The sequence below is a fragment of the Corynebacterium axilliensis genome (assembly GCF_046097495.1).
GTDB lineage: Bacteria > Actinomycetota > Actinomycetes > Mycobacteriales > Mycobacteriaceae > Corynebacterium.
The window spans coordinates 266,963-293,482 of the sequence record NZ_CP175768.1 but is presented as its reverse complement, the minus strand read 5'-3'; the positions used below and the strand labels follow the sequence as shown (position 1 = coordinate 293,482).

Annotated in this window: 20 protein-coding genes; 10 read left to right on the top strand and 10 right to left on the bottom strand. The window is 63.0% G+C overall.

The genetic code is table 11. From position 1 onward, the window contains the following. Positions 1-12: 12 nt before the first annotated feature. The 4 genes from ACKFR8_RS01440 to ACKFR8_RS01425 are packed head-to-tail and all read right to left on the bottom strand — an operon-like array spanning position 13 to position 7,689. Positions 13-2,622, bottom strand: coding sequence for an AAA family ATPase (locus ACKFR8_RS01440; protein WP_408930391.1), 2,610 nt, complete (start codon positions 2,620-2,622; stop codon positions 13-15). Positions 2,623-2,625: 3 nt separating this feature from the next. Continuing rightward, on the bottom strand, positions 2,626-3,759 hold the full coding sequence (locus tag ACKFR8_RS01435) for a metallophosphoesterase family protein (protein ID WP_408930390.1): 1,134 nt from the start codon (positions 3,757-3,759) through the stop codon (positions 2,626-2,628). Between the two features lie 39 nt (positions 3,760-3,798). Next, positions 3,799-4,623: an SWIM zinc finger family protein gene (locus ACKFR8_RS01430; protein WP_408930389.1), complete on the bottom strand. Its 825-nt coding sequence runs from the start codon at positions 4,621-4,623 to the stop codon at positions 3,799-3,801. Continuing rightward, positions 4,624-7,689, bottom strand: coding sequence for a DEAD/DEAH box helicase (locus ACKFR8_RS01425; RefSeq protein ID WP_408930388.1), 3,066 nt, complete (start codon positions 7,687-7,689; stop codon positions 4,624-4,626). It lies immediately after the preceding gene. Positions 7,690-7,932: 243 nt separating this feature from the next. Here ACKFR8_RS01425 and putP point away from each other — a divergent pair, with 243 nt between their 5' ends. The 3 genes from putP to ACKFR8_RS01410 all read left to right on the top strand — a co-directional run bounded on the left by putP (position 7,933) and on the right by ACKFR8_RS01410 (position 10,676). Continuing rightward, entirely contained in the window at positions 7,933-9,495 is a 1,563-nt protein-coding gene (gene putP, locus ACKFR8_RS01420; RefSeq protein WP_306507513.1) for a sodium/proline symporter PutP, read from the top strand. A gap of 135 nt (positions 9,496-9,630) precedes the next feature. Beyond that, positions 9,631-10,182: a GmrSD restriction endonuclease domain-containing protein gene (locus ACKFR8_RS01415; protein WP_306507512.1), complete on the top strand. Its 552-nt coding sequence runs from the start codon at positions 9,631-9,633 to the stop codon at positions 10,180-10,182. 47 nt (positions 10,183-10,229) lie between these two features. Continuing rightward, on the top strand, positions 10,230-10,676 hold the full coding sequence (locus ACKFR8_RS01410) for a DUF2269 domain-containing protein (protein WP_296132907.1): 447 nt from the start codon (positions 10,230-10,232) through the stop codon (positions 10,674-10,676). A 125-nt stretch (positions 10,677-10,801) separates the two neighbouring features. On the opposite strand, the gene ACKFR8_RS01405 is transcribed toward ACKFR8_RS01410, so the two are convergent. Beyond that, on the bottom strand, positions 10,802-12,796 hold the full coding sequence (locus ACKFR8_RS01405; RefSeq protein WP_408930387.1) for a DEAD/DEAH box helicase: 1,995 nt from the start codon (positions 12,794-12,796) through the stop codon (positions 10,802-10,804). Positions 12,797-13,138: 342 nt separating this feature from the next. Here ACKFR8_RS01405 and ACKFR8_RS01400 point away from each other — a divergent pair, with 342 nt between their 5' ends. From ACKFR8_RS01400 to ACKFR8_RS01380, 5 genes are all read left to right on the top strand, one after another. Beyond that, entirely contained in the window at positions 13,139-14,521 is a 1,383-nt protein-coding gene (locus ACKFR8_RS01400) for an amino acid permease (protein ID WP_408930386.1), read from the top strand. A gap of 156 nt (positions 14,522-14,677) precedes the next feature. Beyond that, positions 14,678-14,920, top strand: a complete 243-nt coding sequence (locus ACKFR8_RS01395; RefSeq protein ID WP_408930385.1) for an arginase family protein — start codon at positions 14,678-14,680, stop codon at positions 14,918-14,920. 41 nt (positions 14,921-14,961) lie between these two features. Then, positions 14,962-15,354 carry a (deoxy)nucleoside triphosphate pyrophosphohydrolase gene (locus tag ACKFR8_RS01390; protein ID WP_408930384.1) on the top strand — a complete coding sequence of 131 codons (393 nt, stop codon included), beginning with the start codon at positions 14,962-14,964 and terminating at the stop codon, positions 15,352-15,354. Further along, entirely contained in the window at positions 15,351-18,467 is a 3,117-nt protein-coding gene (locus tag ACKFR8_RS01385) for a DUF3427 domain-containing protein (RefSeq protein ID WP_408930383.1), read from the top strand. Before ACKFR8_RS01390 ends, ACKFR8_RS01385 begins: the two co-directional genes overlap by 4 nt. Before the next feature lie 389 nt (positions 18,468-18,856). Continuing rightward, positions 18,857-19,027 carry a hypothetical protein gene (locus tag ACKFR8_RS01380; protein WP_408930382.1) on the top strand — a complete coding sequence of 57 codons (171 nt, stop codon included), beginning with the start codon at positions 18,857-18,859 and terminating at the stop codon, positions 19,025-19,027. Positions 19,028-19,122: 95 nt separating this feature from the next. Here the strand turns inward: ACKFR8_RS01380 and ACKFR8_RS01375 are convergent, their stop codons facing one another. Together ACKFR8_RS01375 and ACKFR8_RS01370 are read right to left on the bottom strand one after the other, a co-directional pair. Continuing rightward, on the bottom strand, positions 19,123-19,962 hold the full coding sequence (locus ACKFR8_RS01375; protein WP_408930381.1) for a MurR/RpiR family transcriptional regulator: 840 nt from the start codon (positions 19,960-19,962) through the stop codon (positions 19,123-19,125). 112 nt (positions 19,963-20,074) lie between these two features. Then, on the bottom strand, positions 20,075-21,337 hold the full coding sequence (locus ACKFR8_RS01370; RefSeq protein WP_408930380.1) for an MFS transporter: 1,263 nt from the start codon (positions 21,335-21,337) through the stop codon (positions 20,075-20,077). 92 nt (positions 21,338-21,429) lie between these two features. On the opposite strand from ACKFR8_RS01370, the gene ACKFR8_RS01365 reads away from it, so the two are divergent. Then, entirely contained in the window at positions 21,430-21,939 is a 510-nt protein-coding gene (locus ACKFR8_RS01365; protein ID WP_296132915.1) for a hypothetical protein, read from the top strand. Between the two features lie 50 nt (positions 21,940-21,989). Here the strand turns inward: ACKFR8_RS01365 and ACKFR8_RS01360 are convergent, their stop codons facing one another. The 3 genes from ACKFR8_RS01360 to ACKFR8_RS01350 all read right to left on the bottom strand — a co-directional run bounded on the left by ACKFR8_RS01360 (position 21,990) and on the right by ACKFR8_RS01350 (position 25,597). Beyond that, positions 21,990-22,796, bottom strand: coding sequence for a hypothetical protein (locus ACKFR8_RS01360; RefSeq protein ID WP_408930960.1), 807 nt, complete (start codon positions 22,794-22,796; stop codon positions 21,990-21,992). A gap of 220 nt (positions 22,797-23,016) precedes the next feature. After that, the gene (locus ACKFR8_RS01355) at positions 23,017-23,904 is read right to left on the bottom strand and encodes a DNA primase (protein WP_408930379.1); all 888 of its coding nucleotides are present in this window, start codon (positions 23,902-23,904) and stop codon (positions 23,017-23,019) included. Positions 23,905-23,980: 76 nt separating this feature from the next. Then, positions 23,981-25,597 (bottom strand): carboxylesterase/lipase family protein, encoded by a 1,617-nt coding sequence (locus tag ACKFR8_RS01350; RefSeq protein ID WP_408930378.1) that lies wholly within the window; start codon positions 25,595-25,597, stop codon positions 23,981-23,983. Positions 25,598-25,714: 117 nt separating this feature from the next. Between ACKFR8_RS01350 and ACKFR8_RS01345 the strand changes: the two genes are divergently transcribed. Beyond that, positions 25,715-26,434, top strand: a complete 720-nt coding sequence (locus ACKFR8_RS01345; protein WP_408930377.1) for a hypothetical protein — start codon at positions 25,715-25,717, stop codon at positions 26,432-26,434. The last annotated feature ends 86 nt before the right edge of the window (positions 26,435-26,520 follow it).

Here is a 26,520-nt window from a genome sequence, read left to right as displayed (position 1 = left end):
ACACTGTGGGTCCTACACTGACTTCAGCTTCTTCATACTTAGCTCCGTGCGGCCCGGCACTCGGGAGAAGCGGCCTGGCATGCACGTGAACACGATGACTTGCGCTTGCCTTCCCACCCGGTCGAAAAGTGTGGACATAAGTTGCAGACGCGTGGCGTCGGTGGAGCCCAGCGCGTCATCGATGACCACCGGTGCCCCTCCACCAGCGACGAGCTGCGCAATGGCGAAGCGGGTCAGAATTCCCAGCTGCTCCTTGGCACCGCCAGACAGGTCGCCGAAGTCAATCGTCTGCCCGTCGTGGCTGCGGGTTTCCACTTGTAGCTCCTCGGACAACTGGAAGTCCACGTCGCCGCCGAAGACGGGGCGCGCCAGCGCGTTAAGCGCATTGACAAAGGGCGCAGCGTAGCGCTGACGGGCGGTATCGCGGTGTCGGAGCATGAGTGCGCGCAGGTACCGGGCGGCGTGTGCGCGGCGCTCGACAGCAGCGTGACGTTCCGTCGCCACGGTGAGGTCGGCCGCTGCCTTCTCCAGTGCTTCGGCCGCGCCTTCGTGCTGGGTGATCTGTCCCTTCAACAAAAGCTGTTCTCTTTCTGCGTCGCGCTCCGCCTGCTTCAACGATTCCAGGTGGGCCTTAGCACCCTGAGCCAGCGACTCCGCAGTCTCGAGGTCCACGCCGGATAGCTCCTTCAACGCTGCCTTCTCCTTGGCGTGCTCGGCCTCAGCGGCAGCCACGGCGCTGTCCATATCCGCATCCGCGCGCTTCTCGCGGGCAGCGTCCAGCTCCTGCGACTTCCGCTCCAGCTGAGACTTCGCTTCCTCGGCGCGCACAGTGGCAACATCCAGCGCGCGACCGGCCTTGTCTTCGCGATATGGGGCGAGGGCGCGGTCCAGCTCATCTAGCCGCCGGCGCAGCTCTTCTTCTTCGCGCTCTACCTCAGCGACCTGGCGCGGGGTGTCCTCCTGCGCGGTCTCCAGCTCAATCGCAGAGGCAGAGTCTGACTCCGCATGGTCCGCATCGTCCGCATCGTCCGTGGCGAAGGCCTCGTACTGCGCGCGCAGCTCCCCTATGTCGTCGCCACCTAAAGCTGCGGCGAGCTCGCGCTCGGCGTTGGTGGCAGCCGCGGCGAGTTCGGCATGCTTCTCCTGCGCGGCGCGCGCGGCATCCACGTCTTCGCAGCCGGCGTCCTCGAGCAAGCGCGTCAACTCCGCGCGGGTGCGCTCCACCCCGTCGTCGCCGGAGTCCCCGGCGGCTGCCGCGTAGCGCGCGGTCACGGTTCCGATCTGCAGCGTGGTTCCATCACGCAGCTCGATGGCTTCTTCTTCGCTCCCCAGCTCGCGCTCATCACCGTCGACGCTCATAACCCCGGTGCCGGACACGTGCAGTTTAGCTGCCGCGGCCGCGCGCAGGCGCTGCTGAATAGTGACTTCACGCTCTGCCTCCTCCAGCTGGGGCAGGTTCTTCACGGCCGGAGCCACAGCAAGCTCGCGGCGGCGTTGTCGCAGCGCCTCCTCCAGCTCGCTGAGCGCTTCCAGGCGCGTGCCCAGTGCCGTGTACTCGGCGCGCTGCTGGGCACGGCGGGCTCGCTGCAGCTCCGCGCGGACGGCCGCGTAGGAGGCCTGCGCCTTTGCCCGCTGCTCTTCCAGCTTCCTGCGTTCCGTAGCGTCTGCCTCCGCGCGCTGCGCGGCCTCCGTCACCGTGGCAGCGGCGCGCTCCGCCGCCTGCGCCGCAGCGGTGTGTTCGGCGATGAGCCCCGCGCGGCGCGCGGCTTCTGCCTGGGCGCGATCGACAGCCTCCGCCGCGCGCGCAACAGCCGCTTCCTGCGCCGTCACCTTCTCCTGCGCTGCGCGTGCCTGGGCCAGCTCGGCATTGCGCTTCTCGCAGTCCTCTACCGCGGCCGGGAGCTGCGCCTGTGCCTCGGCCTGCGCCTGCTCGGCGGCTTCGTAGCTTTCGACCACGCCGTCGAGCTCGCGCACCGCGGCGAGCGCCTCTCGGTGCCGCTCTTCGGCCTGGTCCCGTGCTTCGATGGCCGCCTTATACTCGCCCGCCGGCCGCTCCTTCTTGGCGGTGTAGTAGGTGGTGTATTCAGCCTCGATGCGGCTAAGCAGCTCGGAGTCCTCCGCCACCGCTTCAGCCCCGGATTCTTTCTCCAAGGCGGCAGTGAGCGAGGGGATACCGACGGCCGCAATGCCTTCGTTACCGTCTTCCTGGCGGACAAAGAGTGCGCCAACCAACGCGCGGTCCATGTGCTCATTCAGGATGCGGGCGAGCTCGTTGTCCGCCTCCGCGCCGGTCCATTGGCCCTGGCGTGGGGTGAACACGTGCAGCTCGGAGGCCTTCTTGCCCAGCCACCGCTTGTGAATTCGGAAGCGGTGCGGGCCCACTGTGGCCTCCACGGTGATTTCCGGGGACTCGTCCCGCCCCACTGGCTTCAGCGCCTTGATCTTTTTCGACTTCGCGGAGTGCTTCTCCGTGAGAACGATGTCAATGGCCTCCACCACCGTGGACTTGCCGGCCTCATTCTCGCCCTCGATGACCACCACGCCGGTCTCCGGGAGGTCCTCCAGCAACAGGTGCTCGACGCCGCGGACGTTTCTCAGCTCAACAGAATGCAGCTTCATCATTATTTAGGCTCCCTTCGCGGTCAGGCGGAATAGCAGGTTGGCGGCATCACGCGCCGTGGGGTTATCCAGCTCCTCCACCAGCTCCCCCAGCGCGTCGGCGGCGTAGCCGCTGAGCTCGAGACCTCCCAGCTCTTCCTCGGAGGGCGCCAGGTGCAGGTCCATCGTCCTCTCTCGCGGCCGCAGAGAGGCGAAGACTTCTTCCAAATCTGCCAGGCCCTGCTCCAAGCGGGCCTGAGCGTTAAGACCCACCGTGCCGCGCAGGCTATACTTCACAGCGGTGCGACTCTTGTTCGGTAGCTCCTCCAGCTGGTCCAGGAAGCCCTGCACCTCCTCCAAGGAGTTCACGTCCGCATCGATGGCGCGGAATTCCCAGCGTCCCACCGCCCGGCGTTCTACCTCCGGCGTGCCATCTGTAATGGTCACCACCAAGGCGTTGCCGGAGTCCCGCTCGCGGTCGTCGAAAGCCGTAGTCTCCGGGCTGCCGGAGAACCACACCCGCCCCGTTCGGCTCAGTGACTCCGTGGAATGTGTATCCCCCAGGGCCAGGTAGTCAATGACTCCCCGGTCAATGCAGTCCTCTACAAAGGCAAGGTCGATGGTGTCGGCATCAGATTCGTCCCCCTCACCCGCCCGGGAAAGCACCTGCCCGTGGCCCACCGCGATGCGGGCCACCGCGCCAGCGGAGCGGTCCTGCGGTGCTAAGGGCTCCAACGCGCGGCGCACCAGGTCGTAGTTCGCGCGCTTGGATAGGTAGGGCGCGCCGACGATCTCCACGCCCGGGCGGACCTCGATGGGATCGCTGTTTTCGATCACGTGGACGTTGTCCGCAAAGGAGTTGAAGAAGATGGAATCCGCCACCAGCGGATCGTGGTTGCCGGGCAGGAGGTAGAGGGGCACGGGCAGATGCTTGAACACCTCCTTGGCGCGCAGGAGCGTGGAGCGGCTCAGGGCGTTGTGCTCGAACACGTCTCCCGCCACGACGATGAATTCCGCGCCGGTCTCCTGCGCCAACTCCCCTAACCGTTGGACGGCCTCCAGGCGGTCATCGTCAAAGCGGGATTGCGCTTCCGGGCTGAGGAACCACCGGGTCATGCCCAGCTGAAAGTCGGAGGTATGGATGAACTTTACTTTTGCCACTATGTGCTCCTCAGGTGCGACGGCGGGGCGGGGAATCTCTTAATGCGTCAGATGATAGTAAAGGTCGTCGACATCGGAGACCGCCCGAAGCAAATCTATGTTCGTATGGCTGACGGAGCGCATGGCCTTGCGCAGCAGCTCCGGGTCCGAGTCATCCACGGCGGGCGCGTACTTGGGCTCGGGCAACGGCGGGAGTTCGCGCCCCTGCCAAAACAGGGCGTTGCGCTCCTCCGCGGAGAGCTCATTAGCTGTGAAAGAATCCTCCGAGGCCGACTTGGCCTGTGCCATCACGGATTGCTCCAACCGGGCGAAGTCCAGCCCGCGCAGGGCGAAGATGACGGACGGGTCCGCATCCATGCGCGCGGCTAGGCGGTCCGCCACGGCCACGACGTGCTTGCACACGTACTCCGGATCCGGGCAGGTGCAGGAGAAGCGCAGATCATCGGGGAATTCCGCAAAGAGGATGTCCAGGGCGCCGTCGTCAAGCAGGCCCTCCCGGGCCCGCGCCACGGAGTTGGCGGTGCGCGCAAACATCTCCGACAGCCGCCCGATGTCGTCGTTGTTGCGGTAAGGAACCTGGATGAGCACCGCAAAAGGCTCGTTCTGGGAGCCGGCCACCTTGCCGTGCACGGCGCCGTTGCGCACATCGAGGCCCACCACGTGCCCGCCGGCGGCGTACTGGCGCCCGCGGGAGATGCGTCCGGAATCCGCGTGCTGGTTGACAAAGTTGACCACGCGGGTGGCCGCCGGCTGCATGGTGCGCACGCGGTCGACGCGGTTGACCTCCTCCGGCGTGCTGACGCGCTTGCGGGTGCCAAAATTGGCGTAGATGACGTTATTCTCGCCCGAATCCTGCGGTGCCATTTACCTCTCCTGTCCCCTATAGCTCATCAGATCCGCCAGCTGCTCCGGGCTGAGCTCCGTGAGCCAGCCTTCGCCCTCGCCCACCACGGCGCCGGCCAGCTGCGTCTTGCCGTCGAGGATATCCTGGATGGATTCCTCCAGCGTGCCGGCGGTGATCATCTTGTACACTTGGACATTGCGCTGTTGACCAATGCGGAAGGCGCGGTCCGTGGCCTGGTTCTCTACCGCCGGGTTCCACCAGCGGTCCATGTGCACGACAATTGACGCCGCCGTGAGGTTCAGGCCCGTGCCGCCCGCTTTAAGGGAAAGCACCATCGCCGGCGGCCCGTCCGGGGTCTGGAATTCCTCCACCATCTTATCGCGCTTGTTCTTGCTCACCCCGCCGTGCAGGAAGGGAATCTCGCAGCCAAACTGGTCCTCCAGGTAGGGCTGCAGAATGTCTCCGAAGGCCTTGTACTGGGTAAAGATGAGAACCCGCTCGCGGGACTCGATGGCCTGGTCCAAAATCCGCATGAGCTCCTCGACCTTGCCGGAGCGGTGCTTGCCCTTGATAGTGACCGCACTGCCATCGCCCAAGAAGTGCGCCGGGTGGTTACAGATCTGCTTGATGCGGGTCAGCGAGGCCAGCACCAGGCCGCGGCGGGACATGCCCTCGCGCTTCTGGAGGGCGGCTTCGACGTCATTGACCAGGGCCTTGTACAGCGCGGCCTGCTCCGTGGTCATGCGCACGGTGATGATCTGCTCGGACTTCTCCGGCAGGTCGTCGATGATGCTGGGGTCGGTCTTCAAGCGGCGCAGGATGAACGGCGCGGTAAGCAGGCGCAGCCGCTCCGCCATCACGTCGCTGTTTTCGCGCTCGATGGCCTTGGCAAAGTGGTTGCGGAAGAAAGAGGCCGAGCCCAGGATTCCGGGGTTGCAGTAGTCCAGGATGGAACGCATCTCCGACAGGCGGTTCTCAATCGGGGTACCGGTCAGCGCCACACGGTGGCGCGAGGGAATGGAGCGCACCGCCTTGGAGGAGCGCGTCGCGGCGTTCTTGATGGCCTGGGCTTCATCCAGAACCACGCGATCCCACTCCACTGTGCCCAAGGTGAGGAAGTCCCGGCCCACGGTGCCGTAGGAGGTGATGACGATGTCCGCGGCTTGGGCGGCTTCCGCCAATTCCTTACCTTTGAGGCGGCCCGTGCCGTGCTGGACCAAGACCTTAAAGTCCGGCACGAAGCGCGCGGCCTCCCGCGCCCAGTTGCCCACGACGGAGGTAGGTGCCACCACCAGCGTGGGGTGCCATTCTGCATCGCTTTCCGACGCCTCCCATGCCGCCTTCTCCACGGCGAGCAGGGAAAGCAGCTGAAGCGTTTTGCCCAACCCCATATCGTCGGCAAGCACGGCTCCAACGTTGTTCCGTGACATCCAGTACAGCCAGTCCACGCCGCGGCGCTGGTAGTCCCGCAGCTCTGCATGGACCGTAGCGGGAATCTCCACGCGCTCCGGCGCGGTGGTATCCAGCCCACCCAGCAGCGAGGTATGCCACTTAGAGCCGGTGAACTCCACCGGCTGATCCGCCATGGATTTCAGCGCCATCTCGCGCAGGTTCGCCAGGGACACCGGCGCGTCCTCGGCCTCCTCGTTGAACTCCTTGCGGCGGCGCTCAACGTCCTTGACCAACTCCTGCCAGCCGGGCTGCTCCAGCTGACGCGCCATCTCCGCAGCCGCCGCGAGCTTCTCCAGCTCCTTGAGCGCGCGGCGGCGGGCGGTATCCGCGAGCTCCCGCATGTACGCCGAGATCTTGCCCAGCGCCTGGGTATCCGCCATGACCCACTCGCCGCGCAGGCGAATCAAGCCGGACTTGGAGTTGATGAGCTCCTGCATTTCGGCGTCGGTCAGCTGCGTGTCTCCCACAGACAGCTTCCAGTCGTACTCGACGAGCTGATCCATGCCCATATGCGCCTTCGTGGCGGCCTCAGCGGGATCGTGGGCCTCACGCGTTTCCAGCTTGGCCTTGGTCTCCATGCGGGACCACGCCTTGGGTAGCAGGACGGTAAACCCAGCCTTGCGCAGCGCCGCCGCGTCTTTCGAGATGAACTCGACCAGCTGATCTGTAGTGAGGAAGACGTCCCAGTCCCCCGCCCCACGGTCCGGCGGGGCCGCGTTGTATTTCAGGCGCGGCGCCACGTCGAAGGCATGGCGACGGGCATCCCGCAGCTTCTCCACGCTGCCGCGGTCCAGCTGATCTTGCCGGACAGTCTGGGGCGCATCGGTGCCCGAGCGCACGCGCACGCGGATGGGCCAGATGGACTCCTCCGGGTCTTCATTGCGGCCCGGCTCCTCCACGATGAACACCAACTGCAGGTCCACCGAGGTAATCGAGTCTTTCCACTCGTTGAGCCCGCGCAGCAGCTGCGCGCGCCCCTTCTTGACCGGGGTGGTCTTGAGCAGCGCCTGGGCAAAGTCGTGCCAGGGTGCGGCCCGCGGGGCGTCGATCTGCGGCTGCAACTGCGTGTACGCGATCCAGTGCGTGAGCTCATCTGCAATGTCATCGGACAAGGCCCGGTTGTTGATGGTGAGGATGCCGGGGGCGGCGGCCACCATCTCCGCCAGCCAGCTGCGCTCGCCCAGACCGGAAGCCAGCTGCCACATGGGGTACCACTCCCCGGCCTGGTAGGACAGGCGGATGGTCACGCGTCCCGCGCGGACGAAACGGTAGAGTCCGCGGTAGACACGGATGAGCCACTTGAGATCCGGGGCGATGCTCGCGCGCTGCTCCGCGGTGGCCGCCTGGCTATCAGTGTCCAGGTACTCCAGCTTGGCCAGGGTGGCCACCGCTTCATCCGGGGCGAACATGGCCATGGGCACCATGAGGGATACGTCCTTGCCTTTGGGCGTGCGCAGCGAGACACGCGCACGGTTGCGGAAGGACTTTTTCTCCAACAGGGAATCCACGATGTCGGGGAAAGTGCCGTCTGGGACGTTGGAGGGCATGACGATCTTGTGTCCTTCAACCTGTTCGATCCACAGACTCAGGCCCGAGACGGGCAGCCAAAGGCCGTGCAGCAGGTAAGAAGCCATAGGAGCCAGTCTAGCAGCCTACCATTCGGGGGCACTGGCGAGAGAAAGTTCCCCAATCCAGCACAAATACGCAATCGTTACATTTTCGTTACACAAAGGCGTAACACCAGTAAGACGATGCAATAGGCTGTGACGAAGGTAACCAGATACTGGTCACGGAACCAATTTCTCGGTTGGGTTGGCCGAACCCCCTCGTTACGTTGAGTACGTCCTACTCTCAATCTCAATCTCAAGGAGAGATCAGTGCAAGAACAGACTTGGTATGTCGTTGCAATGATCATCTACCTGCTTGTCATGGCCGGCATCGGCTTCTGGAGCTACAAGCAGACGGATGAATACGACGACTACGTGCTCGCCGGCCGCGGGCTCCACCCGTTCGTGGCCGCACTGTCCGCCGGCGCATCAGACATGTCCGGCTGGCTGCTCATGGGCCTGCCGGGCGCCCTCTTCCTGACCGGCATGTCGGAGCTCTGGATGGCCATCGGCCTACTCATTGGCGCTTGGGCCAACTGGAAGTGGGTCGCCCCGCGCCTGCGCTCCTACTCTGAAATCGCCGGCAACTCCATTACCGTGCCGTCCTTCTTCGAAAACCGTCTGCACGATAAGTCGCGCCTGCTGCGCATCATCGCTGCGGCCATCATCATTTTCTTCTTCACCTTCTACGTCTCCTCCGGCATGGTCGCCGGCGGCCGCTACTTCGAGTCCACCTTCGGTGGCGACTACCTGGTCGGCATGCTCGTCGTGGCAGCCGTGACGGTGTTCTACACCTTCGTGGGCGGCTTCCTGGCGGTGTCGTACACCGACACCGTCCAGGGCCTGCTCATGTTCGCCTCTCTCATCATCGTGCCGATTATGGTGCTGTTCTCTCTGGACAACCCGGGTGACATCTTCAGCTTCGCGGCCAACAACCCGTACGCCACCGACGGTGTTATTGAGAACCCGGATTACTTCTCCTTGTTCTCCGGCGTGTCCGCCGCCGTGATCATCGGCAACCTGGCCTGGGGCCTGGGCTACTTTGGCCAGCCGCACATCATCGTGCGCTTCATGGCGCTGCGCAAGCCTTCCGACGCCCGCGCGGGCCGCTTCTACGGCGTGAGCTGGATGGGCATCTCCCTCATCGGCGCCATCTTCGTGGCCTTGTCCGGCACGGTCTTCTTCACGGAGACCAACCACGCCATCACGGACCAGGAGAACTACGAGACCATCTTCCTGGACATGGCACAGGTCATGTTCCACCCGCTGTTCGCCGGCCTGGTTCTCACCGCCGTTCTGGCGGCCATCATGTCCACCATGTCGTCTCAGATGCTGGTGGTCTCCACCTCCTTGATTGAGGATCTCTTCCTCATCTTCGCTAAGAAGAAGCCGAGCCAAGACGTACTGATCAATCTCTCCCGTACTGCTGTTGTGGCCATCGCCGTCATCGCCGCAGTGCTCGCGATCAACCCGTCGGATTCCATCCTGGGCTTAGTCGGCTTCGCGTGGGCCGGCTTCGGTTCCGCATTCGGCCCGCTGGTCCTGCTGTCCCTGTACTGGAAGCGCCTCAACTCCACCGGGGCTATCTTCGGCATGGCTGTCGGCGCCATCGTGGCCATTGCTTGGGGCATGAGCCCGCTGGGTGACTCCCTCTACGAGCTAGTTCCGGGCTTCATCTCCTCCCTCGTCGTGACCGTCGCCGTCTCTCTTGCCACCAAGGCTCCGGACGCGAAGGTGACCCAGGAGTTCGAGGAGGCCTCCCGCTTGGCCAAGCTGGTGGAGGAGAACAAGAACCTCGACTTCGAGGAGGCCGCGGAGAAGGTCCAGAAGTAGCCTCTCCCCCCTCCCTCCTCTTTCGCGAGCCCCCGCTGCAGCAGCTTTTGCTCTCGGCGGGGTTTCGCCGTTCCTGGCGCCCCCTGCTGCCAGCCCCACGGGAACCTCTAGCGCTGCCTGGCAGTCTAATGGGGCATGAGCCCTCGCCCGGCCTATCGCGCCTATCTCTGTCTCCTTATCACTGCAACGCTGCTCTACGCGGCCTACCACTTAGTCCCCGGACCGGACCTCGGCGTAGCCACCGTCCCGGCCCGCATCCCGCAGCCGGGCTACGTGCGCGAGGACTTCGGCGGCTGGGCGCCGGGCACCCGGGAGAAGGTCAAGGACGCGCAGCTTGTCAACGGCTTACTGTACGACCCCTACGCCCGCAGCCCCGCCCCCGCGCGCGTGGAGGTGGACCACGTCTTCCCCCTGGCCGCCGCGTGGGACTTGGGCGCCGCTGCCTGGCCCCGAGAGAAAAAGCTGGCCTTTGCCAACGACCCGCTCAACCTCGTGGCAACGGACCGCGCGCTCAATCAAGCAAAGTCCGACCTGCTCCCGGCGGACTGGCTTCCGCCCGCCGGGCGCTGCGACTACGCACTGCGGCTGGCCGCCGTGGCCCGGAAGTATCAGCTTCCTCTCCCGGCTCGGGACTACCAGGCAATGCGCCACCAGTGTCGATTCGATTTCATTGTTCAGCGCCGATAGACTTTCGCACGGGAAACCCTTCACAAAGAAAGGTACACATTTACGTCATGACCTCACTTCTCATTTTCCTCCACGTTATCGCCGCCATCCTGCTCATCGGCACGGTGTGCGTTGCAACCTCCGCCTTCCCGGGCCAGCTGGAAAAGGCCGCGGCGGGCGATGCCGGTGCCGCCGGTGCTGCGAGCATCCTCAACAAGATCACCTCGACCTACGGTTACATCTCTGTCATCGTGCCGGTCATTGGTCTGGCCATCTTCCTAACGGATCTCTCCGCCTACAAGTCCGAGATCCAGTTCCACATCGCCCTGCTGCTGGCGGTTGTTGCCTGGGTCATCCTGCTCGTCGTGGTCATCCCGAAGCAGAACAAGGCCATGGCCGCCATCGCCACCCCGGGCGCTGGCGCTGACATCACGAAGCTGCGCAAGAAGATCGCCATGTTCTCCGGCGTCTTCAACCTGCTGTGGGTTATCTGCGCCATCCTGATGTATGTCTAGTACGCTCCGCGCATAACGCGCACAGAGCAAAACCTCCCGAGCTCCTCTCCCCCATCCCCACGCAGAGTGTTTATCTGAGTGAGGGGGAAGGGTAGAGCTCGGGAGGTTTTGGCGTTCTGGGGAGACTAGTCGCGCCAGCCGCCGCGGCGTCCGCCACGGTCCCTGTCGCGTCCGCCGCGGTCACGGTCCCGGTAGCCACCACGGCCACCGCGGCCACCCCGGTCGCGGCCACCGCGGCCATCCCGATCGTTGTCAAAGTTGCGGCGCGGCGGGCGGCCGGTGTCCTTCTGGATCTTGATGAGCTGGCCGGAGATGCGGGTATCCTTCAGGCGGTCCAGCACAGCCGGGTCCAGGTTCTTCGGCAGGTCCACCAAGGTGTGGCCCACGGCAATCGTGATGCGGCCGAAGTCCTTGGAGATCAGACCGCCCTCGTTGGCCAGTGCGCCCACGATGGCACCCGGGCGCACGCCCTGGCGCTTGCCCACGTCCAAGCGGTAGGTCTCAAAGTCCCCATCCGGGCGGCGCGGACCGCGGTCACGGTCGCGTCCTCGCCCACCACGGTCGCGGTCGCGGCCACGGCCGTCGCGGTCGAAGCGGTCGCGCTCGCGGCGATCCTTCTTGCTGACCGGGCGCTCCTTGAGCAGGAAGTCCTGTCCGCCCTGCAGCTGCACGGCCAAAGCGGCGGCGATGTCATCCATCGCCACGTTTTCCGCTGCGGAGTACTCGCGCACCATGTCGCGGAAGAAGTCGAACTGCTTATCCTGCTGGGAGGCGCCGATGGAGGCGAAGAACTTCTCCTTGCGCTTCGCATTGACTTCGTCGGCAGTAGGCAGCTCCATCTCTTCCAAGCGAGCGTTGGTGACGCGCTCGATGGAGCGGAGCATGCGGCGCTCGCGCGGGGTAACGAAGAGGATCGCCTCACCGCTGCGGCCCGCGCGGCCGGTGCGGCCGATACGGTGCACGTAGGACTCGGTGTCGTTCGGGATGTCGTAGTTGACCACGTGAGTGATGCGCTCGACGTCGAGACCGCGGGCAGCCACGTCGGTGGCCACCAGGATGTCCAGGCGGCCGTCCTTGAGCTGGTCCACGGTGCGCTCGCGCTGCTGCTGCGCAATATCGCCGTTGATGGCGGCGGCGTTGTACCCGGCGTCCTTGAGGTTGTCCGCCACCTCTTCGGTCTCGTGCTTGGTGCGGCAGAAGACAATGATGGCGTCGTAGTCGATGACCTCAAGGATGCGGGTAAACGCGTCCATCTTGTGGCGGTGCGGGGTCAGAAGGAAGCGCTGCGTGATGTTGTCATTGGTGCGGCGCTCCGACTTGACCGTGATCTCCGCCGGGTTGTTGAGGTACTGCTTGGACAGGCGGCGGATGGAGTTCGGCATGGTGGCGGAGAAAAGTGCCACCTGCTTGTCCTCCGGGGTGTCCTCCAGGATGCGCTCGACGTCTTCCTGGAAGCCCATGTTGAGCATCTCGTCCGCCTCATCGAGGACGAGGAAGCGCAGCTGCGAGATGTCCAGCGAGCCCTTCTCCAGGTGGTCGATGACGCGGCCCGGGGTACCCACGATGACCTGCGCGCCGCGGCGCAGGCCAGAGAGCTGGATGCCGTAGGCCTGACCGCCGTAGATGGGCAGGACCTCGATGCGGCCCAGGTGGTCGGCGAAGGACTGGAAGGAGTCCGCGACCTGGAGGGCCAGCTCCCGCGTGGGCGCGAGGACGAGTGCCTGCGGGTGGCGGGCATCGGTATCGATCTGGGACAGCACCGGCAGCGCGAAGGCCGCGGTCTTACCCGTACCGGTCTGGGCCAGGCCGACGACGTCGCGACCCTCCATGAGGATCGGGATGGTCTCTGCCTGGATTGGGGATGGCTGGGTGAAGCCCACCTTGGAGACGGCGGCCTGAACATCATCAGGCAGGCCGAGGTGTGCAAAACCCTGGGAATTGTCAGTGGCTGAAGTATCTTCAGCGCCGGTGTCCTCAGGGTTATTCGCAGCCCCGGTGTCCTGGTTGTTCACCTGCGAGGCGTCCTGCGCCTCGCCACCTTGCGAGTTTTCCTGAGATTCCGACTTATTGAATTCTTCCGGCTCGTTCACGCCGCCGGTGGCGTTATCGGTAATGCTCATTGCCCAAACCAGAGTACGGCACTGCAGTGAGATTAGCTATTCCCCCCGCACAGGACTGCACTTTCTGCACCTGGGGAGGACACCGGGCAGGCACGGAGAGAGCAAAGGAACCATTTATCACCCCATAATTGCAAAACCCCAGGCCGAAACATGCGGTTTCGTTCATAGGGTGCTACTCGTACGGTCCCTTTACTCTGACCACTCCGAACGCCCCACACGCACCCGGTCACACACGCTTTAGCTAATAAATTGACCCTGCGCTTAACAAGGAGGAAAGTAGCATCACATGACCTTTGTCGCGCCATGCCGCCCAGCATGCACCCAGCTGCCTAAGGAGGACTAGTGCCAGAATCCACGCCTCAGCGAAGCGGCCTGAAACATCGCCACTTGCACTTCATCGCGCTCGGCTCCGCCATCGGCACCGGCCTGTTCTACGGCTCCGCCAGCGCCATCCAGGCCGCCGGCCCCTCAGTACTGCTGGTCTACTTCCTCGGCGGCGCGGTGGTGTACTTCCTCCTGCGCGCGCTGGGTGAGATGTCCGTGCATCACCCGGTCACCGGCTCCTTCGCCGAATACGCCCGCACCTTCCTCGGCCCCTGGGCGGGCTACATCACCGGCTGGATGTTTGCCTTCGAGATGGTCATTGTGGCACTGGCGGACCTCACCGCCATCGGCGTCTACATGCAGTTCTGGTTCCCCGGCTCGCCGCAATGGGTCTGGGTCGCGGCCACCCTCCTGCTGGTCGGCGGCGCCAACCTGGCCACCGTCAAGGCCTTCGGCGAGCTGGAGTTCGCCTTTACCATCGTCAAGGTCGGCGCGGTGGTGGCGATGATCCTCGGCGGCGTGGCCGTCTTAGTCTTCGGCCTCTCCACCGCGGAGACCACCGGGCCGGCCAATCTGGTCAACGACGGCGGATTCTTCCCCAATGGCCCCTCCGGCATGGTGGCGTCCTTCATCTTGGTCCTCTTCGCTTTCGGCGGCACCGAAATCGTGGGCGTGGCGAGCGCAGAGGCCGAAGACCCAGAGAAGTCCGTGCCCAAGGCCGTCAACACCATCCCGGTGCGCATCCTCCTGTTTTACGTGCTGGCCATCCTGGTCATCCTCATGATCAATCCGTGGCGCAGCATCACGGGTGCGGAAAGCCCCTTCGTCCAAATCTTCTCCACCCTGGGCGTGTCCTGGGCGGCGGCCGCCCTCAACGTCGTGGTCATCACCGCCGCGGTCTCTGCCATCAACGCCGACCTCTTCGGTGCGGGCAACGTGCTCACCGGGCTGGCTCGCCAGAACCTCGCCCCGCAGGTCATGGCGAAGAAGACGCGCGGCGTGCCGGTCATGACCATGGTCATCCTCCTCATCGTCCTCATCATTGGCACCGCCCTCAACGCGCTCATCCCGGACAACGTCTTTGAGGTCATCGCCTCCCTGGCCACCTTCGCCACCATCTACGTGTGGCTGATGATTTTGCTCGCGCACCTGGCCTCCCGCCGGAAGATGCCCACCCGGGAGCAAGCCGAGCTCACCTACACGGTCCCGTTCTGGCCGTGGGGCCAATACTTCGCCATCGCCTTCATCGCCTTTACTTTTGGCATCATGGCATGGCAGGCACAGTATCGTCCGGCACTGGCGGTGGGCGTTGCCTTCATCCTCATCATGACGGGCATCTTCTACCTCACCGGCCGCCGCAGCCGCGCCACCGCCTCCGAGGCAGGGGCCGCCGGCTCCTAAAAGTTCCTCCAGAATTTCCGCCCCGAGTGGACCGGGCGCTCCGACGGCCCTGGCAGTGAGCACGCGCGCTGGCACAGCACGATCAAGCCGCTAGACACTGCCACTCCGGATGCGGCCCCGGGCATTGCACTGCTGGGCTTTGCATCCAACGAGGGCGTGGCGCGCAACCACGGCCGCCCCGGCGCGGCAGCGGGCCTGGCAGCGTTGCCCGCCGGCCAGGGCGTTCCGGCCGCCATCATCCGCGAGCTCGCGCTCACCATCGCCTCCACGGGACGCCTCGCGCTTGTCGACGTCGTGGAGCTCAACCCCACCTTCGACCTCGACGCCCGCACCGCCAAGCTGGCCGCGCGGCTTATCGACGATATTGTGACTGCGCACTTTTCAGGCGCCACTGCATAAATTGTCTCGCTCTGGCCGGCCCCAGCCGGCATACTGTTCCCATGAGCTCCCCCATACGAGTCGTCGCCGCCGTCTTTGTCGACGGCAACCGCTTCCTAGCGTGCCGCAAGGCCCCCGGAAAGCCGCTGGCTGGCACATGGGAATTTCCCGGCGGAAAGATTGAGCCCGGCGAAACCCCGCAGCAGGCACTTGCCCGCGAACTCGCCGAAGAGCTATCCCTGACCGCCACTGTGGGAGATCCCGTCACCACGACCGTGCATGAGTATGAGTTCGGCACCATCGAGCTCTCCACCTATTACTGCACCATCGTCTCCGGAGAGCTCTTACTCACCGACCACGACGCAACGAGGTGGGTCACCGCTGCCGAGGCCCTGGAACTGGAGTGGGCCCCGGCAGACGTGCCCGCTGTCCAACTCATCTCTTCTCACCTATGACTTCCGATTCCGTCCTTCCCTTTGGCATTTACGAAACCCCGGTAACCGCGCGCGTCCATGAACGCCTTGCCGAAACAATCAAAGCTGTGCCCACTGCTGCATCTGCCATCACGGAACCTGCAACCGCATCAGTCAGCCCCCGCTTTGCCGCCGCAGTCTCGCAGCACTTCGCGCGTGTTTTGGAAGACCGCCTCACCGAGATTCGCAACCCCGAGGACCGGGTCGCCCTCATCAACAACCTGGCCCAGCACCTCGGAGCCGACGAGACCATAACTGCAGAACAGCTGCTCTATGCCATGTACAACTCAGAGCTGGCACAGCCCCCAGAGCTTCCGGAGGTATCGCTCAACAAGTCTGCGCTGTTTACCAATAGCGTCGGGGACACGAACATGTCGGTGGAAATTGCCCGCGAAATCCGCACGGCAGACTCGGTGGACCTGCTGTGCGCATTCATCAAGGGCTCGGGCATCTCCGTCATTAGCAACGAGCTGGAGTATCTGCGAGATCACCAGATTCCACTGCGTGTCATCACCTCGACGTATTGCGGCGCCACGGAGGCTGCCGCAGTGCAAAGGCTGGTGGAAGACTACAACGCCGAGGTGCGAATCTGCTACGAACACAAATCCACCCGCCTGCACGCCAAAGCGTGGCTCTTCCGCCGCACGTCCGGCTTCGACACCGCCTTCATCGGTAGCTCAAATTTGTCTCGCTCCGCGCTTGTCGACGGCTGGGAGTGGAACGTCCGCGGCACCCGCACCTCGACTCCGGAAATCATCGAGAAGTTCACCAAGACCTTCGATAGCTACTGGTACGACAACCACTTCAAGCCCTTTGACCCCAAGGACGACTTCGAGCGCCTCGATGATGCACTCCGCAGTGCCCGACACTTGGGCGGAAAGAAGTCAGAAGCACTCGAGCTCTCTGGTCTCCGCGTCGAGCCCTACCCCTACCAGGAAGAAATGCTGGAGGCAGTGCGCTCGGAGCGAGAGGTCCACGATCGGCACAAGAATTTGCTCATCGCAGCAACAGGTACGGGCAAGACCGTTGTGGCAGCACTCGACTATCGCCGGTTGTGCGAAGAATACGGGCGCCGCCCACGTCTGCTTTTCGTAGCCCACCGCCGCGAGATACTGCTGCAGGCGCAGCGCACCTACCGAGAAGTGCTTCAAGCCTCAGACTTCGGTGAGCTTCTCGTCAGCGGCGACGAGCCCCGCCAGTGGGATCACGTTTTCGCCAGCGTCCAATCCCTGAGCGGGAAGCGGCTCAACCGCCTGGCTGCCGACCATTTTGAGGTTGTCGTTATCGACGAATTCCACCACGCAGAAGCCGCGACGTATCGCGCGCTCCTGGACTACCTGCACCCGCGAGAGCTCCTCGGATTGACCGCTACCCCCGAGCGAGGCGACGGCGAGAACATTCAGAAATATTTCGACTACCGCGTAGCGCACGAGCTGCGTCTCTGGGATGCATTGCGCCTCCAGCTCCTAACGCCGCTGCACTACTACGGAGTAGACGACAACACAGATCTCACCAGTCTGACCTGGGTTCGCGGCAAGAAGGGCTACAAGACTTCAGAGCTGAATGAGCTCTACATCAAAGCGGGCGAGAAGCGGACCCGGTTCATCATTAACGAGCTCAATCGGCGCATTGTCGACCTCAACCAGATGAAAGCCCTGGGCTTCTGCGTATCCATTGACCACGCCGAATACATGGCTGAGCAGTTCTCGAACTTCGGCATCCCGTCCCTCGCCGTGAGCTCGAAGCAAAGCCTGCAGGAGCGCCGGGATTCCATCGCCCAACTAGAAAGCGGCGAAGTGAAGGTCATCTTCTCCGTCGATATTTTCAACGAGGGCGTTGATATCCCCGCCGTTAACACTCTTCTCCTGCTGCGCCCGACGCAAAGCCCGGTGCTCTTCGTCCAGCAGCTCGGCCGCGGACTGCGCCTGCACCACGGCAAAGACGCCTGCACAGTCTTCGACTTCCTCGGGCTGCAGCATGAGGAGTTCAACTTTGAGGAACGCTTCAAGGCCCTTACCCCAGCGCGCGGCAAGCGGTTTGTCGAAGAGATAGAGGGAGGCTTCCCCTCTGCCCCACCCGGATCAAATATCACGCTCGACCGCGCCACCACGGAACGTGTGCTCGCAAACGTCCGTCGACTTGCCCGCACTTCCGTAAAGAAGATTCGCGCACTTGTTTCGGAGCAGAACACTACTGATCTCGCGGCATTCGTTGATCGATCGGGAGTACCTGTCGAGGACATCTACCGGCGCAAAGGAATCACGTGGACAACTCTCCTCCGCGACGTAAACCTAGCACCTGAAGGCTCCGCCGTAGAGATGGAAGCTTTCCTGCTCAGCCGAATCCGAGTCCTGCTCCACGTAAACGACGCTGCACGTATGAACGCATACAGACAGCTCATCGCACCGGACGGTCCGGTAGAGCGCGACATGTCCCCGGAGATGAAGCGATATGCCACCATGCTCGTGCTCGCCGTGTGGGCGAATTCCAACACAACTATTCCTTCCACGCTGGACGAAGCCCTGGCAATTCTACGGCGATACCCGGCGTTTTCTGCTGAGCTCAACCAGGTAATGCGGCTTAGCGTGGACCGCTCCCGTGTGATTCCCCAACCTTCGTCGACAAGCATCTTGGAAACCCACGCGGACTACAGCTTGGCCGAGCTAGTAGGCGCGCTGGACGACGGACCACTAAACTCCCTCGCCCACCTTCCCCGCGAGGGGGTCAAGCGCTTCGACGCCTCAAACACTGACCTGTTCCTGGTGACCTTTCACAAGGACGACAACGTCAGCGCTACGACAAATTACCGGGACTATCCCCTCTCTCCGGACCGCTTGCACTGGGAATCTCAGTCGACCACGTCGCTCAAATCTGCGATGGCGAAGCGCTATATCCACCACCACGAATTGGGAGGAAATATCATCATCGCCACTCGTTTTACCAAGAAGAACAAGGTGGATACGGCAGCTGCCTATACCTTCTTGGGAAGTGTCGACTACGTCTCGCACCGCGGAGAGAAGCCGATCCAATTTGAGTGGAGCCTGCGCCGAGATATGCCCAAGCAGCTCTATGCCGCTGGGCGGACCGTCGCTTAAGCATGGTGGGCGGCCACCGCGTCGTCGCCAAGCAGTGCCCCATGTAGCACCCGCATCGACGCTCCGCCCTCCATCTTTTGCAAACGAATTATCCGTGTTTAATCGAAATGCAATAAGAATTTTCAGGTTCATCAGACCCCTAGGATATCCGTTCCACCCATCGTGAAATTACCCCCGTCAGCTGAGATGTCTTCATAAACTAACTGCATAGAGGGCTTTCCACAGCTCATAATTGTGGACAGTGACAACAATAAATTACCCCCGAATGGCAAGAGTAGTAAGGCACGGATTGACGGAGACCGAATTGTTATTTAACATTCTCTCATCAGTACGGGCGTTAGGAATACCTAAACATGGCGCCCTGGCCACTGCCACCATGAAGGAGAGAGATGGAAGCCGCCAGCGACCATAGCCGCAAGCCGTCGAGCCGAACCGACGGCGGCTGGAGCACCTCTTCCTACGGCTTCACTCGCTACCGCGAACGCGCCTCCTTCAAGTCGGCCCTGCGCCACGCACCACGGTGGGCCGCATGCAGCCAGAAGGTCCGCCCGACTAGCTAGGCACTACTTACACCAACACCGCCGGTACAGCTCAGCTCTTTTAGCTTGCTGTACCGGCGGTGTTTTGATGTCCGCCCTGGCGGCGAGTGAGGCCCCTAGACCTCAAACCCCAAGAGGATATTCTGCAGCTTATCGCGGTAAGGCTGCACGTCATGCTCGTAGCGCTGGAGAATGGACAGCACGATGGCGTTGAGCATGAGCATGGGGACCGACAGGGTGGTAAACGATCCTTCATCGCCACGCGGTGCGGCCAGCGTCACCACTGGCACGGGGTGCACGATGCGCAGATCATCAGTAATGAGGATGACCATGCAATTGACGCTTTCGGCGTAGTTCAGCAGCTGCCGCAGGGAACGGGTGGAGCGACGGAATGCGAAGACAATCAGAAGGTCCCGGTCCCCCATGAGCAGAAGCTGCTCCGCGATATCCTGATCGGTCTTGCCGGCCAGTCCACGGACGGAGCGGCCCAGGCAGCGCAGGCGGCGCTCAGCCTGATCGCACAGCGGGATGGAGTTGCCGCGGCCGTAGATATAAATGTCGCGCGCGTTCATCACTAGGTCCGCAGCCTTGTTCACAGAGTGCTGGTCAACGCTGCTCGAGGCCGCGGAGAGTGAATCCATCTCCTGGGTCACTAGACGGCCGAGGATGGTCTGTCCGGCGTCGTTGCGGAACCCTCGGCGGCCGCTGGATTGCTCAGCAGCCAGGTACTGGTCATGCAGCATGCGGAGCTCTTGGCGCAGCTCCAAGTAGCCCTTGTACCCCAGCTTCTTCGCGGTACGCGTCACCGCGGAGCCGTGCACGCCAGCCTTGGCAGCAACGTCCTCACCGCGCCACAGTGCAGCTTCCTGCGGGCGGCTCAACAAGACATCCACAACTGCCTCGTCCGCCCTACTCAGCTCCGACCGGTGTCGCTCCACCCTCTGTTGAAAATTCACACGGCCATACTAACAAAAAAATTTCCCAATAGCGACTAAATCAGATAAATTTTCACGATCCTCTCCCCCGTTTACCTCCCACAAGATAAGCAATTTATTACCTTTCAAGTAGCTATTGGTTGCGGCTATACCGACGACGCAGAGGACGCAAAATAATCTTCCTATCCGCCAACGTATCGCGCCCGAATGCCCACGCAACAACACCGCCGAGCGCGACCACTCCACACAACCCAAATGCCACAGCAAAGCCGTAGCGGTCCGCCAGGAATCCAATCACGATAGGCCCCATAATCTGCCCGAAGTCACCGGCCATCTGGAACGCGGACAGAACCTGACCGCCGGAGCGAGTACTGCCGACGACGTCCGCGATGGCAGCCTGCTGCGAGGGCGCAATGAGCGCCGACGAGCCGCCGGCGAGCGCAGACAGTAGCAGCAGCTGCCATACGGAATCCGCTAGCCCCAAGGTGCCAACGAAGACTCCTGAGCCCACCAGCCCGATGAGGATGAGGGGGCGGCGGCCATAGCGGTCAGACCACGTTCCCGAGAACTGAAGCACCGTAGCGTTGCCCGCGGCGAACACTGCCAGCGCAACACCCGACGCGGCCGCACCGTTGTGGAAAATTGCTGCAGCGAAAAGCGGTAGCACCGCCACGCGCACTCCCATATTGATCCAGCCTTGGGCAAAGTTCGACGTCAGCACCGCACGAAAGGCCGTGTCACCCCAGGCCTCCGAAAGGCGCATCGGTGGCAAGCGATGGGAGCGCTCCGACGCGGAATCTACCGCCGGCATCTGCGCCCAGACCACAACTGCTGCCAGCGCAACACCGACACCATAGATGAAAAACGGCCAGCGGAAGCCAAGGAACGACAGGCTGGCGCCTACCAAAGGGCCAATCACGTTGCCCAGCAAGAATGCCGTGGCATACGTAGCCGAGCAGCGGCCGCGAATCTCAGCGGGTGCGAGCCGGACGATTAGCCCCATTGCCGCAACGGTGAACATGGTCGAGCCAATTCCTGCGATGGCCCGAAGGAGCACGATGTGCCAGTAGTCCTGCGCGATTCCTACAAGCCCCGTTGTCACCGCCACGGTGAGAAGTCCGCCGATATAGACACCGCGCGTGCCCACGCGGTCGATCAGCCTTCCGGCGACTGGCGCAAAGATGAGGCGGCTGGCGGAGAAGATGGAGACGACCAGTCCCGCCGCGGCCATCGAGACATCGAAGCTCACAATGAACTGCGGCAACAGCGGTGCAATCAGACCGTAGCCCAAGGCAATAATGAAGGCCGCGGTGACCATCACCCAGATCTCGCGTGGGATCTTCACTGCGTCCGTGGCCGTCGTAGCCCCCTTAATATCTCTGCTCTTATTTGTCATAGCGACTCTCACTGTACCCACCCGTGCAAATTATCGAACACGGGTTCTATTGTAGGGGCGGAGTGTCGGCCTCGCCTCCTACTGTGTGCAGCATGAAGAACTACAACAGCATTCACTCCACGTCCCCTGTTCCACCGAGCACGGCACAACTTACCGCCGATATTCTCTTTCACCACGGCGATACCCTGCACGCGCTCGACAGCATCATGCGCCACCCGCGTTCCTTGGCGCGGCCGACGCCGCAGTGGCGTCCACCATCCAAGGCGCTCCCAGAAGTGCCCGGCTTGGGCCGTTCCGGGCTCAACATGACAGTGTCGCGTCACCGCGTGGGCGAGCGCGCACGAGCGCGCGTGTTGGGCTACGGCGAAAAGCGCGTGCCTTCGTATCTCATCACTGTCCGAGTCACCGACCCCTCAGGCCGAACCGTCTCCCCCTCGCTGGCAGAAGCGTGGGTACGCGCGCTGGTTCCGCCCGGACTGGTTTCAGCTGTCCACGAGATTTCCAGCAGCAGCGCGGCCACGTTCGTGTGGTTGGTAGATAACACCTACACCCCGGTCCACTCTCCGCTATCGCTCTTTGAGGGCTTTAGCCAAGCGGCCTAAGTACGGGCTCTGCTACTACCCGTCCGTACCATTCCGCCAGAGATACCTCTCTACAGGTAGCGCTGAAGACGATCCGTGAGCGTCCGGGGTGGTTCTGGGTCGAGCTCGATGGAGAACCTGTCCTCCGTCAGCACGCGTTCCACCGCGGGGTGTGTCTCTGGGGAGTCAAACAGCCTGCGGATCGGCTCAGGGGCAAAGCGGATTCCCAAGCACACCAGCAGGACGGTAAACGCCTTATCAATCGGATCGGAGCTCAAGGCCTGAAGCAGGTTCGCCACCCCTTCCTCGTGAACGAGAAGCAGGTAGAAGTTCTTGAGCTCACGAGGACCCCGCTGCGCGTTTTCATCTAGCGAGCAAATGGTGGCCACCGCAGACAGCAAGGCGGCGATGATGCCCACACCGTAGCCTGCCAAGAGCGTCGATATCATCCGCTTGAAAACGCCGCGGCGAGCTAGCCAACCAATCAAATAGGCCGCCACGATAACCGGCGGCAGATACGCCAACAGCAAAGGGCTACTCACACTAAAGAGCGTCAGCGACAGCACACCAGTGCCCATACCCAAAATAGGGCCGTAGATGATGGCAATGAACGCGGTTCCCACCGTATCCAGGTAGAGCGGGATATTGAGATCAAAAATGATGGAGGACAACACCAAGTTGACCACTATGGCGAGGAGTGGGTTGATGACCGCGTAGCTGCGCAGTGAACGCCACTGGGCAGCAAAGAAAAACGCGGCGCTTACAAGGCTTAGGCCCCACACCGAGGCGCCTAAGGGCGATGAAAAGGTGTGGGTTTCATACGCAAAGCCGGGGCGTAGCGTCAGCGACCACGCAACGGCGGCGAATGCCAAGGCCACTCCCACGCATATGCGTTGAACGCGAAAGGGCACTTCAACCGGATGGGTCACTGCCCACTCCTCACCAAACTCAAGAACTCGTGGATATTTATCCGATCATCCTAGCGCGCAGCTCACCGCCAAGCCGGTGAAGGGGCCAAATGCTTGGCCAAGCGGGCAAGGTCGGGCCTAGGCGGGATGGAGCGCGGCGGTGTGACCGGACTAGTCACCTTGTCATCACCTAGTCGCGTGCGCGCTCGCCTTCCGCATCAGCATCGTCATCGCCGTCTTCGACGTCGTCTCCGGCGTCTTCGTCATCTGCATCTTCTTCATCGTCGTCGAAGAAGACGTCGTCATCATCGTCGTCAGCACCGAAGAGATCGTAGACCTCCGGCTCGTCAAAGTCCGGGTCTTCGACGCTGACCAACTGGGCTTCCCAGTCCAATGCCTGATCGGAGACAAGGCTGAGCACGTCAAAGAGGCGGTCGAAGTCGGTGTAGGTACCCAGCTCAAGGGCTTCGGCGGGGACCTCAATTACCGGGGACAATGCCAGCGGGTCGAAGCCGTCGAAGTCACTGTCATCCTCATCGTCGGTGTCGAACTCCCCCAACGGGTCGTTCTCCCACAGCTCCACGATTGCCTCATCCTCGAGCTCCTCCAGCTCCTCTTCGTCGAGGTCGAAGGACAGGAAGCGCACCACAGCACTCGGAACACCGTCAATTGTTTCGACGAGCACGCGCAGCTCCGAATCGGTGGCCACCTCCGCCACGACGAGGTTCGGGTTGAACTCATCCTGCATGAATTCCAGCTCCGCAATGCGCTCATCGGTGCCCTCGAGCAGGTCCCGGAGCACCGTCACTACCTGGTCGGTAGCGATGTGGCGGGAGACGGCCTCGACGGCATCCTCCACGGAGAACGCCACGGACACCAGCACCGCCTCGAAGTCCTCATCGTCTTCGTCCACATCCGCCGCGGCAATGTACACGTTGGCCGCCGGCAGTAGCGGGTCAATTTCCACAAACTGAATTTCCAGGTCCGAGGTGATGGGCACAAACATCACATCGTCGTTAACGCGGGACTCAATGCCCTCCGCGTCCAGCGCAGAAGCGATATCTTCAAAAAAGCTCATGTGGTAAACATCCATCCATGTGGCAGTGACACCTCGGCAGCTGCCAAGGCCCCCCACATCCTACCCGCGATCGTGGCTATCGGGCTGGGCCGTCGGGCGCGAAGCCCAGACGCTGGAGAATCTCCGGCCGGCCGGTGCCCCACTCCAGCATGTCGTAATCCTCCCACGCCTGGCGGCGCTTTTCCATCGGGGCCTTAACTACCTGCGGCTCCACGTCAAAAACCATGGTGGAGCGCTCTGGGGCGCGATAGCGCGGCCACTCCTCCAGCGCAGCTCCGGTGCGGATGAAGGACGCCCACTGCGCCTGCATCGACTGCGTCACCTCCTCCATGTCAGCAGAGCTGCCCATAGTGGTTAGGAAGGACACTCGCGAGGCACCCGGATCGCCGAAAATGTTGGACAGCTCCATCGAGTGCATCGCGCCGAGTCCCAGCCAGCGCAGTGCCCCCGGGGTGAAGTCGAAGCGGTACATCCACGTCGGATGGCGGCGAGAGTGCTCGGAGGCGACCCGGACGGTGGGGGCCCAAAAGAGAGCGTCGGTAAGCAAGTCCCCGAAGCCCTGTCGCGACACCGCGCCGCCGTACGCCGCAACGACGTCCGGGGCGCTATCCGGATCGAAGCTGGCCAACAGGCGCAGAGCGGCGCGCTCCCGGGAGCGCTGCCGCTGATACAGGAACTTGCCAAAGCTCGCCTCACCCGAGTTCGTGCCCACCAGCAACGGCACCGGGTGCTGCGCGCCGTCCTCGAAGGCCTCGACGGGATGTTGCGGGATTAGGTCGCCGTCGACAGTCGGCGCATAGCAGGAGTTGAGGTACATCAGCTCCCCGGCGCGCCACATCATGGACTGCCCGGAGCGCACGAGATCCGCGAAGTTTTCCGCGCGCAGATCGTCCGCACTGGTATCGCGCGGCAGCGCCATCTTGTTCACCAGCTCTCGGGCCCAGAACATCGACTGCGCCCGGGAGTGGATCATGCCGATCGGCGGGGACTGCGCAATCGCCCGGTGGAAGAGGCCTTCGGCGCGCGGCACTGCCATCAGGGTCAGCACTGCTGCCCCGCCGGCGGATTCACCCATGAGCGTCACGTTGTCCGGATCCCCGCCGAAGGCCGCGATGTTGTCGCGTACCCACTCCAGAGCTAAGACCTGGTCCGCCACCGCCGGATTAGCGCAGGCCTCGCCTCCCAGGCTGCGCACATCCAGATAGCCCAGCGCGCCGAGGCGGAAGTTGATGGATACGTAAACCACGTCCATGCGCGCGGCGAACTCGTAGCCGCGCAACATAAGCATGTGGGAAGAGCCGAGGATGAAGCTGCCGCCGTGCAAGTAGACCACCACGGGCAGCTGGTCACCCTCACCCGCAGCATCGGTGTCGGGCCGGACGACGTCGAGAGTTAGGCAATCCTCCGCCCCCTCGATGCGGTCGGTCCACGAATACACCGGCTGCGGTGCTACCGGACCAAACTCCCAGCAGTCCCGCACCCCTTCCCACGCCGGGGCCGGGCGTGGCTCCAGGAAACGGTTGGGCCCCGAGGTATCCGCACCGTAGGGAATGCCGCGCCACGACCGCACAGGGCTAGTCAGCGGCGTATCCGGACGCAGCTCCTCTTCCCGGGAACCCCGCACCCATCCCGCACGCGTGCGGACGGTCAGGCCATCGTCCGCCATCGCGCGCTCGGATTCCTGCTCACTCATACCCACCACCCTAAACCCGCGGACTGTGTACGCGCTGGGAATGGTAAAAGCGGCCTTCGCACAAAATTAGCTACGGTGGAGTGGATACATCAGCAATAGAGTTAGGAAAGTTTCACCATGCCATTGTTCAAGACTGATGAGAAGCACTCCGCAGAGACGCTGGACAAGCTCAATTCCCAGGACGCCAACCGCATAAGCCAGGGGTTCATGGACGTTGTCAACAAGGTCGTCTCTGTACAGTCCTCCGTCATCATCGGATACGTCGATAAGCTCAAGAAGCGCAACAAGAACGCCAGCACGGCCGAGCTGCAGAAGCTCATTGACAAGCACTACCTCAACATTGTCTCTGGCACGGGTGCCGCTGCCGGCGCCTCCTCCGCCATCCCCGGCATCGGGCTTATCTCCGGTGCGGCTGCCATCGGCGCCGAGTCCCTGGTCTTCCTCGAGGCCTCCGCCTGGTACATCCTGGCGTCCTCCCACCTGCGGGGCGACGATATCCGGGACAAGGAGCACCGGCGCACGCTGGTGCTCATGGTCCTCACCGGCTCCCAGGGCAGCGCCTTGGTGGATACGTTCATCGGTGACGTGGGAACGCTGTCCGGAATGACGTCTGCTGCTACCCTGTCGCGCTTTTCCGGCCCCACGCTCAGCGGCATCAACGGCCGCCTGGCCAAGCTGTTCATGAAGCAGGCCACGAAGAAGCTGAAGTGGGCGTGGGTGGCCAAGCTGCTACCCATGGGTGTGGGCGCGGTGCTGGGAACAACCGCAAACCGCAAACTGGCGCGCCAAGTCATTGACCATGCTTCCACCCAGCTCTCCCCTTTGCAGGGGGAGTAAATGGGCAATTCCCCAGCCCGGGGTAGTGGGGGAAGTTACAGGGGCCGTATCATGTGGGGAGACACTTTCGGGGTGCCGAGTGCACC